This is a genomic window from Aestuariibaculum sediminum (genome assembly GCF_014596945.1).
Lineage (GTDB): Bacteria > Bacteroidota > Bacteroidia > Flavobacteriales > Flavobacteriaceae > Aestuariibaculum > Aestuariibaculum sediminum.
Map to the genome: position 1 here is coordinate 243,837 of NZ_JACVXB010000002.1, position 15,485 is coordinate 259,321.

Below are 15,485 nucleotides of genomic sequence, written 5' to 3' on the forward strand. Positions count from 1 at the left end.
GTAGCGAGAGCGGGGCACGATCCCGCGACCTCCGGGTTATGAATCCGACGCTCTAACCAGCTGAGCTACCTCGCCTTGTTTTTGTGGGTGCAAATATAGAAACATTATTTATCTGCGCAAACACTTATTGAAAAAAATATTATTAAAAATTATTGTCATAGGTCTCAATTAATGTATATATTGGGCATAAATAATTTTTTAAAAGTATTTATGGACGATAAAATTAAATTTGAAATAGAATTCACAATACATGCCTCTCCTCAGTTATTATTTCAGTACATTTCTACACCTTCAGGATTGTCAGAATGGTTTTCAGATAATGTAAATTCTCGTGGTGAAATTTTTACCTTTATATGGGACGATAGTGAAGAGAAAGCCAAATTACTCAGTAAAAAAAGTGGTGAACGTGTTAAATTTAGATGGTTAAATGACGATGAAGATAATACTTCGTATTTCGAAATTAAAATTCAGGTAGATGAAATTACTAAGGACGTATCTTTAATTGTTACCGATTTTGCTGAAGAAGATGAAGTAGATGAAGCTAAGATGCTTTGGGATAACCAAATTTCCAGTTTAAAGCAGGTATTAGGTTCAGCATAATTCCAAAATCATATATTTTCAATTATATTTGTGCCCTGTTCTCCAAAAAAGAGAACAGGTTATTTTTTTATGACAAATTACAACGGAAATATTTTAGCTGAAACCAACACATTATCAATTCAAAATAGGGGGTATGCCTATGGTGATGCCCTGTTTGAAACTATAAAGGCTTCACACGGCAAATTGCTATTTTGGGAAGATCATTATTTTAGATTAATGGCTTCGATGCGTATTTTAAGGATGGAAATTCCAATGAATTTCACCATGGAATATCTTGAAGATCAAATGTTAAAAACCTTAGAGGCGAATAACTTAATGGATGTTTCGGCACGGGTTAAATTAACAGTTCATAGAGCCGAAGGCGGATTGTATTTACCACAAACCAATGCCGTTGGTTATAATATTTCAGTAAAACCTCTTGAAAATGATTTTTATGAATTAAGTGAAGGTTTTTATGAAATAGATTTGTTCAAAGATTATTTTGTGTCTCCTAGCTTATTATCAACGTTAAAATCAAACAATAAAGCTTTAAATGTTGTTGGTAGTATTTATGCAAAGGAGAATGCATTAAATAATTGTCTGGTATTAAACACTAATAAGCATGTGGTTGAAGCGCTTAATGGTAATGTTTTTCTTGTAAAGGGGAAAACAATTAAGACGCCTCCAATTTCCGATGGTTGTTTAAAAGGTATTATGCGCAAGCAGATAATTGATGTTTTAAAAAATTGGGATGAATATGATTTGATAGAAGAATCTGTGTCACCTTTTGAGCTTCAAAAATCAGATGAAATCTTCATTACCAATGTAATTTCAGGTATTATACCGGTATCGAAATATAGAAAAAAAGCATTTAAGCATGAGGTGGCACAGGCGATCTTAAATAAATTAAATATTAAAGTAAGATTGTCTTAATTGTAATTAGGGTTTTCTGGTGCATTAGACCAAATACTGTATTCATCACCAAATTCTAACATTTTTTCTTTCCAGAACGATTCGTAATTTTTACCAATAATGTCGTTTTTGTAAATGTTTTCGGTTACCAACCAGGAGTTTGATTTTAATTCGCTGTCTAATTGATTGGCAGCCCAACCAGAATACCCTAAAAAGAATCGGATATCATTTTCTTGAATACTATTTTTTGAAATGAGTTCGGCTACTTTTGAAAAGTCGCCACCCCAATAAATTCCTAGGGAAATTTCAATGCTATCTGGAATTAAATCTGGTACTTTGTGTATAAAATATAGGTTGTCTTGTTCTACTGGTCCACCATTATAAACCCTGAATTTGCCTTCAACTTCTGGTATTAAATCGTTAATGTTATAGTCCAAAGGTTTGTTCAAGATGAACCCAACGGATCCTTCGTGTGAGTGTTCTGCTAATAACACAATAGATCGATTGAAGGAAATATCGCCTATTATAGCAGGTTCTGCGATTAACAAATTTCCTTTTTTTGGATGGATTGTAATCATACTATCGATGGATTAGTAACTAAATCTAACATTTATTTCTTAAAAAAACAACACTTTTGAGCTATATATAAAAAAATGCCTTCAAAGTTTGAAGGCATTTTTGATATTGATGTTGTAATTCTAATTAGTTTACTGCGTTAGATAAATCTGCACCTGCCTTAAACTTTACAATGTTTTTCGCTTTAATTTTGATGGTTGCACCTGTTTGTGGGTTTCTACCTTCTCTAGCAGCTCTTTTTGAAACCGACCAAGAACCAAATCCTACTAAAGAAACACGGTTACCTTTCTGTAAAGCACCTTCGATTTCAATTAGCGCGCATTCTAATGCTTTTTTTGCTGCTGCTTTAGTGATTCCAGCATGTTCTGCCATAGCATCGATTAAATCTGTTTTGTTCATAATGTAAAATTTAATAATTAATAAATTGGTTAAACGTTTGTGTTAAATCCTATTACAAATTTATACGGATTATGCAATAATGCAAGTAATAGCAAGGGAAATGATAGGTTTTGTTAATAACTTATGTCGATTGTTAATAACAAAGGTGTTTTTTATCGGTGTTTTCAAAATGTCAGTAATAATAAGGCTTTAGCGCATTTTTGCATTTACTTCAAAAGTATAACCATTTAAGAGCGATGTTACGTCCATAGAACGTTTGCCTGGCAGTTTAATGTCTTTAATGTTTATGTATCCGTTTTTAACAGCAACTTTTAATTCTTTTTTAGTAGCAATAATATCACCTAAATTGTGGTCGTGAGATACAAGTTCTTTTGTTGAAGCATAGATTTTAACGTCCAATTGTTCTTCGCCGTTAATTAATGTGCACCATGCACCTGGATAAGGGCTTAAACCTCGAATTAAATTATAGATGGTTTCTATAGGAGCTTGCCAATCTATTTTACAGTTATCCCGATTTAACTTATTAGCTGTTTTAATACTTTCGTTTTCTCGCTGTGGTGTAGTTTTTACTTTATCATGTTCAATTAATTTTACAGTTTTTAAAACCAAACCACTTCCTAAGGTCATCAATTTATCGTGCAAACTACCTACGTTTTCATCTGGTTCGATATTAATTGATTCTTGAAGAATCATATCTCCTGTGTCAATATCTTCGTTAATAAAGAAAGTAGAGACACCAGTTACAGTTTCACCATTAATTATTGCCCAATTAATTGGTGCTGCTCCTCGATAATTTGGTAATAAAGAAGCGTGTAGGTTGAATGTGCCATACTCGGGCATTTGCCATACCACTTTAGGCAGCATCCTAAACGCCACCACAATTTGCAAGTTGACGTTCAAGGCTTTTAGTTCATTTAAAAAATCCTCGTTCTTCAGGTTTGTGGGTTGTAAAATATTTAGTTTTTGCGAAACAGCGTATTGTTTTACAGCACTCTCGTGTATTTTTCTACCGCGTCCTGCTGGTTTGTCGGGTGCAGTTATTACACCAACTATATTGTAATTTTGTTCTACTAAAGATTTTAGAGTGGCAACCGCAAAATCTGGCGTGCCCATAAATACAATTCGTAAATCTTTCATTATACGGATGTTTTTATATTTTAATTGTTTTATAATACCATATTATAAATGACTTAATTTATAAGTATTGGTTTCTGTAATTTTTATGATGTCATGTTCTAACAACAGTTGTAAAACCTTTTTAAGCTCAGTTTCTTGGCAGTTTAATGCTGATTTCAATTCGCGAGAGGATTTGGCTTTATCTTGTAATTGCGTAATTACCAATTGTTTTAAATCACTTTTGTTTTTAGATTTTTCACTTTGCTTTTTATTGGAGATACATACCGAACAAATGCCACATGGTTCTAGGTTTTTTTCTCCAAAATAGTTAAGAAGCTGAATACTTTTACATGTCTTGTCGTTGTTTATGTAATCCAGAATAGCATGCACCTGATCGTTTTTTAACTGATTTTGTTGTTTTATAATAGTAGCGATTCTGTTTATTGTTTTGTCGTCTTCTCGGGGTTCAATAAAAGTAACTTGGGCATCAGTTTTGGCTAAGTTTAAAGTTATTATTTCATCTTGCTCAAGTTGAAGTAATACTTCGGTAATTTGTTTTTCCGATACCGATGCTTTTTCTGCGATTTTACTAATATTTATTTTAGTATCGTTATCGAATATTCCACCATACATTCTTAAAATAGATTTAACAATGATGTTATATTTAGTCCGTGTTTCGAGATATTTAAATAACGCAGGACTTGAAATAATAAACTGTGCCGAAACTTTATTTTTAAACTGTTTAGAAAGCACAATAATACTATTTCTGTCCAGTAGTAACAAAGTATTGTATGCTAAAATAGTATTAAAATTATAGGTTTTACAGAAGGAGTTAAAATCAAAATCGAATGTTTTGTACTCTCCTTCGCCATAAGAAATTTGAAAGTAGCTACATAGTTTACGATACACCTGTTTTACGAAATCTACATGAGGCAAAATTTTTAAAAACTGGTTTTTAACGCGGGCCTCATCGTTGTTATTTTTTAATATTACAGCAAATGCCTTTTTACCATTACGACCAGCGCGACCAGCTTCCTGAAAATAACTTTCTATGCTTTCGGGTAAATTTAAGTGAACCACTGTTTTTACATTTGGTTTGTCAATCCCCATTCCAAAAGCATTGGTAGCAACCATGACTTGTTTTTGGTCATTCAACCAAAGGTTCATATGTTTGTCCTTGTCGTCGGTTGGTAAGCCACCATGATAGAAGGTTGCAGATATCTGTTTAGATTCAAGAAAAGAACTAACTTCTAACGTCATTTTTCGGTTTCTCACATAAACAATCGAAGGTTCTTTATATTTATTCAATATGGTTTGAAGACGATAGTATTTATCTTCTTCATGAAAAACCATATAGCCTAAATTGGGTCTGAAAAATGACTGCTTAAAAATTTGAGGATTAATAAAATCCAGTTCTTTAACGATATCATTAATGATTTCGGGTTTTGCCGAAGCGGTTAATGCAATGACATTTACCGTTGGTTGCAATTGCCTAAGTATGGTAATGTTTTTGTATGCAGGTCTAAAATCACTGCCCCATTGCGAAATGCAGTGGGCTTCGTCTACAGCAATTAAATTAACAGGCATTTGTCTAATACGCTCCTGTACCAATTCTTGTTGCAAACGCTCTGGAGATAGGTATAAAAATTTGTAATTTCCATAAATGCAATTATCGAGTAGGGCATCCAACTGATTGTAACTAATACCACTTGTTATAGCCATTGCTTTAATGCCTTTGTTGTTTAATTGCTTCACTTGGTCTTTCATTAATGCAATTAGTGGAGAGACTACTATACATATGCCCTTTCGGGCTAGTGCTGGAATTTGAAAACATAACGACTTTCCACCGCCAGTGGGTAGTAAGGCAAAGGTATCTTCGCCTTCTAATACAGCATTAATAATATCTTCCTGTAGTGGCCTAAACGAGGTGTATTTCCAATAGCGCTCTAATATGTTAATAGGATGTTCCATTACATTTTTAATTGATTTAAAATGTAATCTACGCGGTTTTCTATGGTATCAAAAGGGACATCATTTAAATGATAATCAAAAGTACTATAAGTATTTAATAAGTGCTCATGGATTTTTAATGCCTGACTAAAATTCTCATAGCGCTCGTTATCGGAAGTATAAATGGCCTCCCACGGTTTTAAAATGAAAACAGTATCATAAACCGATTGCTCACAGGCTTCAACAAAATGATTTGGGTATGTGTCGCCACTGTAATTTAAATAAGCGATTACATCATGAACACCACGGTCAAAAAAAATCGTATCTGCTTCATGCGAATTAGCATCTTCAAATTGTTTTAATCTGCCGTTTAGGAGCAATTCACTAAACTGAATAGGGTTATTTAAAAACAACTGGTCGATTCCTTCTTTTTGTGCCTGTAGCGTTACCTGTCTAGAAATTTCTTCTAAACAAGTATAGCCTCTTTTGGATAATTCGTTAATTAAAGACGATTTTCCTGTTCCTGGACCACCAGTAATAACAATTTTTCTCGTATTCACACCTGCGATAATTTAGTTGTAAAATTCGGAATTTAACCGTTATAAAAAAAATGCTCTAGTTTTATGTTGATACTAAATTACATTTGCCTTGTAAAAGGCGGTTTATAAATTTATATAACATTATATTTGCAGTATACATGAACAATTATGAGTACACCTACAAATTCGGAAGAATTTTATAAAAAATTAAAAGAACAATTAAGCCAAACAACCATTTGGCCTTCGGAATATTTATATAAATTTATTGTTAAAACTGAAACAGGAAAAATTTCTGATTTAGAAGCAATTTTTGATAATATGGGAGCAGTTATAAATAAAACGGCTTCAAAAAACGGAAATTATACCAGCATTTCAATTAATTTACAAATGAAAGATCCAGATGCTGTAATTTCTAAGTATAAAGAAGTAGCAGAAAAAATTGAAGGCGTAATAAGTCTTTAGTTCTTTTTTTGTATTTTGCAAAAGCATGATTACTACGTGCATAATTTTTTAACTCTACACTTTTTATTTTGACAATAGATAATTTAGAATACAATACAGAGCGTGAACATTTAATTATACCAGAATATGGACGTCATATTCAAAAAATGATTAACTATGCTAAATCGCGTGAAACCAAGGAAGAACGTAATAAAGTAGCAAAAGCAATTATTGCGGTAATGGGAAATATGCAACCACATTTACGTGATGTTCCAGATTTTCAACATAAACTTTGGGATCAGTTATTTATAATGTCTAATTTTGAATTAGACGCCGATTCTCCTTTCGAAAAACCATCGAAGGAACTTTTTGAAGAACGCCCAGAGCCTTTAAAATATCCACAAAATTTCCCAAAGTACCGATTTTACGGAAACAATATAAAAACCATGATTGATGTGGCCAACACATGGGAAGAAGGAGAGCTAAAAGAAGCTTTAACTTTTACCATTGCCAACCATATGAAAAAGTGTTTTTTAAATTGGAACAAGGATACCGTTGAAGACGATGTGATTTATGACCATTTATTTGAGCTTTCCGGAGGAAAAATTAATTTGAAAAATTCAGATGAAGATTTGTCAGATTCCTCTAGTTTAATGCGAAGCAAGAGTAAATACAGTAACAACAAGAAAGGTCATCACAAGAAAAACTCGTCGAATCGTCAAAGAAAACGCTTCTAAACAGGTATGGGAACATTTAAAATTGAAGGCGGGCACCGATTAAAAGGAAGCATAAAGCCGCAAGGTGCCAAAAATGAAGCATTACAGATTTTATGTGCAGTATTATTAACTTCCGATGTCGTGACTATCAACAATATACCTGATATTGTTGATGTCAATAAGCTTATTAAATTACTAGGTAACCTAGGGGTTAAAATTGAAAAGATAGGCAAGGGGTCTTATACTTTTCAAGCCGATGAAGTTAATCTAGAATATTTGGAGTCCGATGCATTTAAAGTAGATGGTCGCGGTTTGCGGGGATCTATTATGATTGTTGGGCCGTTGCTGGCTAGATTTGGTAAAGGATATATTCCAAAACCTGGAGGCGACAAAATAGGACGAAGAAGATTAGATACTCATTTTGAAGGACTCATTAATTTAGGCGCCAAATTTAGATATAGTAAGGAAGAGCAATTTTATGGTGTTGAAGCCGATAGATTGAAAGGAACTTACATGCTATTAGAAGAGGCTTCTGTAACAGGAACAGCCAATATAGTTATGGCCGCGGTATTAGCTGAAGGACAAACAACAATTTATAATGCGGCTTGCGAACCATACTTGCAGCAATTATGCAAAATGCTCAATCGTATGGGGGCAAAAATTAGCGGCGTAGGTTCTAATATGTTAATTATTGATGGCGTTGATAGCTTAGGTGGAACAAGTCATACTATGTTACCCGACATGATTGAAATAGGGAGTTGGATTGGTTTGGCTGCCATGACTAAAAGTGAACTTACTATTAAAAATGTGTCTTGGAATGATTTAGGTGTTATTCCAAATGTATTCAGGAAATTAGGAATAACTGTAGAAAAACAAGGTGACGATATTCATATACCTGCGCATACCGATGGTTACGAAATTCAGAGTTTTATCGATGGTTCCATATTAACGATTTCTGATGCACCTTGGCCTGGTTTTACACCCGATTTACTAAGTATTGTTTTAGTAGTGGCAACCCAAGCCAGAGGAAGTGTACTTATACATCAAAAAATGTTTGAGAGTCGTTTGTTCTTTGTTGATAAATTAATCGATATGGGAGCAAAAATTATATTGTGTGATCCGCACAGGGCAACAGTAATTGGTCATGATTTTAAATCAACTTTAAAGGCTATGACAATGACCTCTCCTGATATTCGTGCAGGCGTATCATTACTTATTGCGGCATTATCAGCCAAAGGAACGTCTACAATTCAAAATATTGAACAAATAGACCGAGGTTACGAAAATATTGATGAGCGTTTACGTGCTATAGGAGCTAAGATTGAACGTTTGGATTAAATATAAAATGTATTAAAAAAAGAGGCTGTCTAAAAAGTCACAAAACTCGTCATTCTGAATTTATTTCAGAATCTCATATCATTGATTATCAGATTTAATGAGAACCTGAATGAAGTTCAGGTGGACGAAAGTTATCCTTTTTAGACAGCCTCTTTTGTTTTTTTAACCTTAGTTGAAATTTTTATTTGTAAACTTTGTTTTACCTAATAATTTTAGGGTTTCGGTGATATAAGCAGTTGTTGCCATGTCGGCAACCCATTCTTCTCTAGACGGGTAACTGTCCTCACTTTTGTCTGTATATGTGTGACCATCATCAAAACGGTTTTGCATTTCCAAAGCCGTTTGTCCAAATTTTAAAACCCATTTAGAAGCTTCCTTTTTTGTTTTACTATGTTTAGCAAAAGCAGATGTAGTACTACAAAAAGAAGCAAAATTCATACGTCGATCTTTACCCCAATCTGTGCCTAAAGGATAAAATATGGTATTCGATTGACTATTGAAAATGGTTCCTCCTGGAGATTTTACAATTCCTCCTGTAATGGAATCTCCTACTTTAAAATTTAATTCGGTAAAGGCACTAAAAACCAATTCTAATTTTTGTTTAAAAACTTTAGGAGTTGGTGCTTGTGCTAAGGCAAAAAATCTAATTGGGTTAAATTCAAATGGCGAGGTCATGTAATCCGGATGAATGAAATGATGATTAACAATGGTTCCGTCGTTATTAATATTGGTTCCAATTAGCCATTTGTTGAATGGTTTACCATTGTATTTTTTTGTGTTGTATAAATCCTTAGGGCGGGAAAGTGCATTAATATTTAGAAAAATTAGTTTATTCATCCATTTATTATGATTTGGATTTTCTGGCATCATGGCACAGGCAACCGAAAGGATTAGGCTATCCCACGCATTTTCTTCAGCACCAGTATCGCCCGGACTGGTAATATTTCCATTCAGGTCTCTGTAGCTTTTTATTTGTTGTAGGTTTTTATCGTTCATAATCCATTCACATTCTTCATAAATCATTAATAATACTTCATTCCGTGTTAATTTATCTAATTTATCCCACATCATCCAGGCAGCAAAACCCGTATAGCCTGCCCATAAAGCCGATTGCCATTTTCTTCCCCAGCCTTGGTTTGAAATAGATAAATGACTATGCGATAAACTTTTAATTAATTGAATTGTTTTTGCTTCGGCTTCTGCTTCAGGTATGCCTGTAAAAGAGCTGTCGTAAAGCCCCATTCTTAATGAAGCAGCTAACGCCTCGGCTTCGGCTGCTACAGGACGTATATAATGTTCGGAAACACCTTTTAAATCTAGGTATTCATTTAAGGGCGTATTTTTAAATCCACGTTTTTCCCACCAATTGGTCAGTGCATATTTATTGGCATTTAGTAAAATTTCACCCATTAATGTTTGTTGCGAAGACGTCCTAGATAAGTTTTTAAATCGGGTCCAATTAATAAGTTTTACCCAATCTTTGGCTTTTTCGACATCAGCAGTGTATTGTCTTTCAGGGTGTTGAGCATGAGTTAAAACAAAGGTTAAACATATTAAGACAAAAAAGAAGTTTTTTAGTGTATTCATAAGTTACAATTCGGGTTAAAAAAGCTTCTAAATTAAGCTTATTTTTTTAGGTTGAAGTACATATTAGACACAGATGTTGCGTTTGGTTTACAAACATTTTTAGAATCTGATAATTTAAAACAACCCGGTAATTTCCCCCTCATCATTAATATCAATGTGTTCTGAAGCAGGATGGCTGGGCAGCCCCGGCATACGCATGATATCTCCGGTAATAGGAATTAAAAATCCAGCACCCGATGCTATTTCAATTTCTCTTACCGTAATAATAAAATCTTTTGGACGTCCTAATAATTTAGGATTATCGCTTAACGATTTTTGTGTTTTGGCAATACAAACGGGTAAATGTTCCAAGCCTAAATCAGATATTTTATTGAGGTGTGCTTTCGCTTTAGATGTATAATCTACATGTTCAGCACCATAAATTTCTTTCGCTATCGTTTCAATTTTATCTTTTACAGGGTATTCCCAATGGTACAACGGATTAAAATCAGATGATTTAGACTCTACTAAATCAATCACGTTTTGTGCTAATTCAATAGCTCCTTTGCCACCTTTGGCCCAAACATCAGCTAAGGCAACTTTTACGTTTTTTAGAGTAGCAAAACTTTTAATAAGCTCTATTTCAGCATCGGTGTCGCTTGTAAACTTGTTAATGGCTATAACCGCAGGTACCTTAAATTTAGCAATGTTTTCCAAGTGTTTTTCTAGGTTTGGTAATCCATTTTTTAAAGCTTCAATATTTTCTTCAGTTAAAGATTTTAAATCGGCACCACCATGATATTTTAAAGCTCTTATGGTTGTGGTTAGAACAACTGCTTTTGGTTTTAATCCTGCACTCTGACATTTTATATCGAAAAATTTTTCGGCTCCTAAATCGAATCCGAAACCGGCTTCGGTTACTGTGTATTCTGAGTGTGACATGCCCATTAATGTGGCGATAACAGAATTTGTTCCCTGAGCAATGTTCGCAAAAGGGCCGCCATGTATAATTGCAGGATTCCCTTCGATGGTCTGAACGAGATTGGGTTTTATAGCATCTTTTAAAAGGGTAGCCATAGCACCTTCGGCTTTTAAATCTTTAGCGTAGATAGGTGATTTATTAAACGTGTAACCAATAAATATATTTCCAAGACGGGTTTTTAAATCACTTATATTTTCAGCTAAGCAAAGGATAGCCATAATTTCTGAAGCTGCTGTAATATCGAAGCCTGATTCTCTTGGAATTCCAGAAGTCGTACCGCCTAAACCAACGATAACACGTCTTAAGGCACGATCGTTAAGGTCTACAACGCGTTTCCAACTTATGGTTCTAGGGTCGAGTTTTAAAGAGTTTGTTTTACTTTGAATATTATTATCAATAATGGCAGCAAGAAGATTATGAGCTTTTTCGATGGCCGAAAAGTCGCCCGTAAAGTGTAAATTAATGTCTTCCATAGGAAGAACTTGAGAATATCCACCACCTGTAGCACCTCCTTTAATTCCAAAAACTGGACCTAAAGAGGGTTCTCTTAAAACTACGGTCGTTTTTTTGTTCAAGAGATTTAGGCCTTCGGAAAGCCCAATGGATATCGTGGTTTTGCCTTCACCTGTCGGTGTGGGAGAAATGGCAGATACTAGAATTAAATTACTTTGTGAAGCTGTCTTTTTGTTAATTAAATGTAATGGTAATTTTGCTTTGTATTTGCCATACATTTCTATGATATCGGAATCAATTCCAAATTTTTCAGCAATTTTTGTAATAGGCTGTAGTGTAACCGCTTTTGCGATATCTAAATCAGTCATAATCCTATTTATTTTAGTTCTTCTAAAAGTAAAAAATAAAGATTATTTAAGACCTGATATTTGTCATTTAAATAGTTTCAATTAACTATTTAAAGCTTCTTTATAAACTTTTAAACATCGTTCTCGAGCAAATTTATGATCGACTATAGGTTGCGGATAGGTTAATTCTTGAAAGTCGGGTACCCATGTTTTTATGTAATTTAGATTTTTGTCAAATTTTTCTATTTGTGTAGTAGGATTGAATATTCTGAAATAGGGAGCAGCATCAACACCACATCCAGCAACCCACTGCCAATTTCCAACATTGCTGGCCATTTCGTAGTCATGTAATTTTTCAGCGAAATAGGCTTCACCCCAACGCCAGTCGATTAATAAATGTTTACACAAAAAACTGCCAACCAACATTCTTACACGATTATGCATAAACCCTGTTTCATTTAATTGCCGCATGCCGGCATCGACAAGCGGATAACCAGTTTGTCCGTTGCACCAACGTTTAAATTCCTCTTCATTATTTCTCCAAACAATTCGGTCGTATTTCGCTTTAAAACTTTCGGTTACTGTATGCGGAAAATGCCACAGAATTTGCATAAAAAATTCACGCCAAATTAATTCCTGTAAAAACACTTCATTTTTACATTGTTTAGCTTTGTTAACCATTTCTCTGACACTTACCGTACCAAAACGAAGGTGAGGCCCGAGTTTTGATGTTGCGTCTTTTGCAGGATAATTTCTTGTGTCTTCGTAATTCGAAATGAGATTCATAGAAACAGTATAGTCTTCAATAGTTTGATTGGACCTACTAAAACCCATCGTTTCTAATTCGATATTAGGAAGTTGATCTGATTTAACCAAATTTTCTAAATGTGATTCACTTGAATAGCTTTCTATGGAGTTACTTTTAAAAGTTGATTTCCAAAGTTTCATAAATGGTGTGTAAACCACGTAAGGTGTGCTGTCGCTTTTTACAATGTTGTCTTTTTCAAATATCACCTGGTCTTTAAAAGTGTTAAATGATATTTCTTTAGATTTAAGAAAGGCCTTAATTTTTGTGTCCCGAGTCAAAGCATAAGGCTCATAATCGCGATTTGTGAAAACGGTATTTACGTTATATGTTTCATAAATACTTTTAAATATATCTAAGGGCTTTCCATGATAGAAAGCAATAGCGCTATTAAATTGTTCTTGGAGTTGTTTTCTTAACTGCTGAAGTGTATCGAAAATAAATGTTACTCTGGCATCACTTTTTGGGAGACGCTCTAATATTTCAGTGTCAAAAATAAAAATAGGTAAAACTGGTATATCGCCTTTTAATGCTTCATACAAACCATGGTTATCGTGAAGTCGTAAATCGCGACGAAACCAAAAAATATTTATTGTTTTCTTCATTTATAGAGTGCCGAAAAGTGTTTCTAATTTTTTTGTGCGATAGTCGAAAATTTCTTCAAGTTTTGGCTTTACTAAAATAGGATGAAAAAGTTGCCCTAGAATACCTAAGGGAAGTTTATAGTCTATTATATCTTCCATTTCAATACCACCTTCTATAGGTTTTATAAAATGTTTGTGATGCCACAGACTGTAAGGGCCAAAACGTTGTTCGTCGACAAAATAGTGCTTATCGATAACATGGGTGATTTCGGTAACCCATTTGGTTTTAATGCCTAAAACAGGGGTTACGATATACTGAATAATTTGACCAGAGAACATAGGTCTATCAGCGCCAGAAATAATATCAAATCCCATATAATCTGGTGTTATAATCTTTAAGTTTTTTGGGTCTGAAAAAAAATGCCAGGCCTCATCTACACTAATTGGTAATTTTTGAGTTTTATGTAGGGTGTATATTTTCATATTTTAATTATAAAGCCAGATATAGAGGTTTAACGAATTAGCAATGCACAACCAAATTAAATATGGAGTTATTAATAGTGATTTTAGGGCTAAAACTTTGCGGTAATCGAACTGAAATATACATACTGTAGCCGTTAATAAAAGAATAACTAATAGTCCTAATCCGATATAATGCTGGTTGAAAAACACAAAATTCCAGCCTACATTTAAAATGAATTGAATGATAAATAAGGCTAACACTTTTTTTGTTGGTTGGTTTTGCCATAAAAATGCCATATACAGAGAAAATAATAGCATAATTGAGGTCCAAGCCGCACCAAAAACCCAACCAGGAGGTGTCCAGGGGGCTTTATTTAAATTCAAATACCATTCCGATTGGGGACCACTTTGCATCAACCAGACCCCCATGGCCAAAGCGCTAAAATTGACAATCAGGAATACAAAAAAATATTTTATTGTTTTCATTGTAAATGATTCGTAATCTTATCACTTAACGGTTTGGTTGCCGATAGGTAATAATCTACCAAACGACCATTTCCATCAACTAAATATTTTTGAAAATTCCATTTTACAGATGTATCGATGTTTCCGTTTTTTTCTTTTTTTGTCAACCATTGATATAATGGATGTTGGCTTGCACCTTTAACATCCACTTTTTCAGTCATTAAAAATGTAACACCATAGTTTCTTTCACAAAAGTTTTGAATGTCGCCGGCTGAACCTGGTTCCTGACTGCCAAATTGATTGCAAGGCACACCAATAATCATTAAATCATCCTTATATGTGTCGTATAATTTTTGCAAATCAGCATATTGCCCCGTAAATCCACATTTTGATGCCACATTTACAAATAGTATGTGTTGTCCTTTAAAATCCGATAAATTTATTGGATCGCCTTCTAAGCTATTTATTTTAATATCATAGATTGATTCTTTGGGTTCGGCCTGAGCATTAGATTTTGCGAAAAATGAGAACATGGTAAGTATTAAAAATAGTTTTTTCATAAGTGTTGTTTATAATTTAAAGGATACAATGCCATTATCCATATTAAAAATCTGTCCAGATATTGACGCTGCTTTTTCAGATATTAAAAATACGGCCATTTCAGCAACTTCTTCTGGTTTTAGTATTTTTTTTAACGGATGACGCTCTGTGATAGACTCAACCATTTTGTCATTTCTTAGTAGTTTAGACGCTAATTCTGTATTAGTTACTGTAGGAGCAATGGCATTTATTCTAATCGTTGGAGCTAATTCGGCACCTAACGATTTAACCAAACCTTCAATACCGGCTTTAGCCACGGCAACGCTGGCATGAAAAGGCATACCTAATTTTGTGGCTACTGTACTAAATAACACGATTGATGGTTTATTTCCTTGCTTTAATTGAGGTAAATATTTTTGAATGGCTTTAACGGCACCTAACACATTGAGCTCAAAATCCGCTTGAAATTCATTCACAGATAATCTAGATATGGGCTTTAAATTGATACTTCCAGGACAATAAATTAGGGCGTCGGCAGAATCTATTTCAGGGAGTTCATCGGCAATAACATCAGTTTGGAAATGCGTTAAATTAACATGGGTTTGAGGTGGAGGTGTTCTGCTAATATTTATAATTTTATGGTTTTCTATCAAAGAGGAAATAATAGCGTTTCCTATGCCTTTACTTCCTCCTACAATAATTATATTTTTCATGT

The 15,485-nt window shown here is 33.9% G+C and carries 17 protein-coding genes and 1 tRNA gene; 5 read left to right on the forward strand and 13 right to left on the reverse strand.

All coding sequences use genetic code 11. The features are described 5' to 3' along the window. Window position 1: 1 nt before the first annotated feature. Window positions 2–75: transfer RNA gene (locus tag ICJ83_RS05865), tRNA-Met, on the reverse strand. Window positions 76–210: 135 nt separating this feature from the next. Between ICJ83_RS05865 and ICJ83_RS05870 the strand changes: the two genes are divergently transcribed. Both ICJ83_RS05870 and ICJ83_RS05875 read left to right on the forward strand, forming a co-directional pair. Continuing rightward, window positions 211–600, forward strand: a complete 390-nt coding sequence (locus tag ICJ83_RS05870; protein WP_188229447.1) for an START-like domain-containing protein — start codon at window positions 211–213, stop codon at window positions 598–600. Between the two features lie 69 nt (window positions 601–669). Continuing rightward, window positions 670–1,512 carry an aminotransferase class IV gene (locus tag ICJ83_RS05875; RefSeq protein ID WP_188229448.1) on the forward strand — a complete coding sequence of 281 codons (843 nt, stop codon included), beginning with the start codon at window positions 670–672 and terminating at the stop codon, window positions 1,510–1,512. Here ICJ83_RS05875 and ICJ83_RS05880 read toward each other — a convergent pair. The 5 genes from ICJ83_RS05880 to ICJ83_RS05900 form a co-directional block, all read right to left on the reverse strand. After that, window positions 1,509–2,069 carry a YqgE/AlgH family protein gene (locus ICJ83_RS05880; RefSeq protein ID WP_188229449.1) on the reverse strand — a complete coding sequence of 187 codons (561 nt, stop codon included), beginning with the start codon at window positions 2,067–2,069 and terminating at the stop codon, window positions 1,509–1,511. The two genes, ICJ83_RS05875 and ICJ83_RS05880, sit on opposite strands and share 4 nt — an antisense overlap. Before the next feature lie 124 nt (window positions 2,070–2,193). Beyond that, window positions 2,194–2,466, reverse strand: a complete 273-nt coding sequence (locus ICJ83_RS05885) for an HU family DNA-binding protein (RefSeq protein WP_188229450.1) — start codon at window positions 2,464–2,466, stop codon at window positions 2,194–2,196. Window positions 2,467–2,655: 189 nt separating this feature from the next. Further along, window positions 2,656–3,603 carry a methionyl-tRNA formyltransferase gene (gene fmt / locus ICJ83_RS05890; protein WP_188229451.1) on the reverse strand — a complete coding sequence of 316 codons (948 nt, stop codon included), beginning with the start codon at window positions 3,601–3,603 and terminating at the stop codon, window positions 2,656–2,658. Window positions 3,604–3,645: 42 nt separating this feature from the next. Next, window positions 3,646–5,553 (reverse strand): RecQ family ATP-dependent DNA helicase, encoded by a 1,908-nt coding sequence (locus ICJ83_RS05895; RefSeq protein WP_188229452.1) that lies wholly within the window; start codon window positions 5,551–5,553, stop codon window positions 3,646–3,648. Then, window positions 5,553–6,092: an AAA family ATPase gene (locus tag ICJ83_RS05900; protein ID WP_188229453.1), complete on the reverse strand. Its 540-nt coding sequence runs from the start codon at window positions 6,090–6,092 to the stop codon at window positions 5,553–5,555. The genes ICJ83_RS05895 and ICJ83_RS05900 overlap by 1 nt, the downstream gene beginning before the upstream one ends. A gap of 147 nt (window positions 6,093–6,239) precedes the next feature. Here ICJ83_RS05900 and ICJ83_RS05905 point away from each other — a divergent pair, with 147 nt between their 5' ends. The 3 genes from ICJ83_RS05905 to murA all read left to right on the forward strand — a co-directional run bounded on the left by ICJ83_RS05905 (window position 6,240) and on the right by murA (window position 8,566). Further along, window positions 6,240–6,533 (forward strand): DUF493 family protein, encoded by a 294-nt coding sequence (locus ICJ83_RS05905; protein WP_188229454.1) that lies wholly within the window; start codon window positions 6,240–6,242, stop codon window positions 6,531–6,533. 68 nt (window positions 6,534–6,601) lie between these two features. Further along, window positions 6,602–7,249: a DUF4290 domain-containing protein gene (locus tag ICJ83_RS05910; RefSeq protein ID WP_188229455.1), complete on the forward strand. Its 648-nt coding sequence runs from the start codon at window positions 6,602–6,604 to the stop codon at window positions 7,247–7,249. A gap of 6 nt (window positions 7,250–7,255) precedes the next feature. Beyond that, the gene (murA, locus tag ICJ83_RS05915; protein ID WP_188229456.1) at window positions 7,256–8,566 is read left to right on the forward strand and encodes a UDP-N-acetylglucosamine 1-carboxyvinyltransferase; all 1,311 of its coding nucleotides are present in this window, start codon (window positions 7,256–7,258) and stop codon (window positions 8,564–8,566) included. A 168-nt stretch (window positions 8,567–8,734) separates the two neighbouring features. Here murA and ICJ83_RS05920 read toward each other — a convergent pair whose 3' ends face one another. The 7 genes from ICJ83_RS05920 to ICJ83_RS05950 all read right to left on the reverse strand — a co-directional run bounded on the left by ICJ83_RS05920 (window position 8,735) and on the right by ICJ83_RS05950 (window position 15,483). Then, window positions 8,735–10,153, reverse strand: coding sequence for a hypothetical protein (locus tag ICJ83_RS05920; RefSeq protein ID WP_188229457.1), 1,419 nt, complete (start codon window positions 10,151–10,153; stop codon window positions 8,735–8,737). 114 nt (window positions 10,154–10,267) lie between these two features. Further along, window positions 10,268–11,935, reverse strand: a complete 1,668-nt coding sequence (locus ICJ83_RS05925; protein WP_188229458.1) for a formate--tetrahydrofolate ligase — start codon at window positions 11,933–11,935, stop codon at window positions 10,268–10,270. An 81-nt stretch (window positions 11,936–12,016) separates the two neighbouring features. Beyond that, a complete protein-coding gene (locus tag ICJ83_RS05930; protein ID WP_188229459.1) occupies window positions 12,017–13,324 on the reverse strand; it encodes a cryptochrome/photolyase family protein in 1,308 nt (435 codons plus the stop codon). Next, window positions 13,325–13,786, reverse strand: a complete 462-nt coding sequence (locus tag ICJ83_RS05935) for an SRPBCC family protein (protein WP_188229460.1) — start codon at window positions 13,784–13,786, stop codon at window positions 13,325–13,327. A 3-nt stretch (window positions 13,787–13,789) separates the two neighbouring features. Further along, complete coding sequence (locus tag ICJ83_RS05940; protein ID WP_188229461.1) at window positions 13,790–14,251, reverse strand: TspO/MBR family protein; 462 nt, start codon at window positions 14,249–14,251, stop codon at window positions 13,790–13,792. Next, a complete protein-coding gene (locus ICJ83_RS05945) occupies window positions 14,248–14,763 on the reverse strand; it encodes a glutathione peroxidase (protein WP_394354300.1) in 516 nt (171 codons plus the stop codon). Before ICJ83_RS05945 ends, ICJ83_RS05940 begins: the two co-directional genes overlap by 4 nt. 36 nt (window positions 14,764–14,799) lie before the next feature. Continuing rightward, on the reverse strand, window positions 14,800–15,483 hold the full coding sequence (locus tag ICJ83_RS05950; RefSeq protein WP_188229463.1) for an SDR family NAD(P)-dependent oxidoreductase: 684 nt from the start codon (window positions 15,481–15,483) through the stop codon (window positions 14,800–14,802). Window positions 15,484–15,485 lie beyond the last annotated feature (2 nt).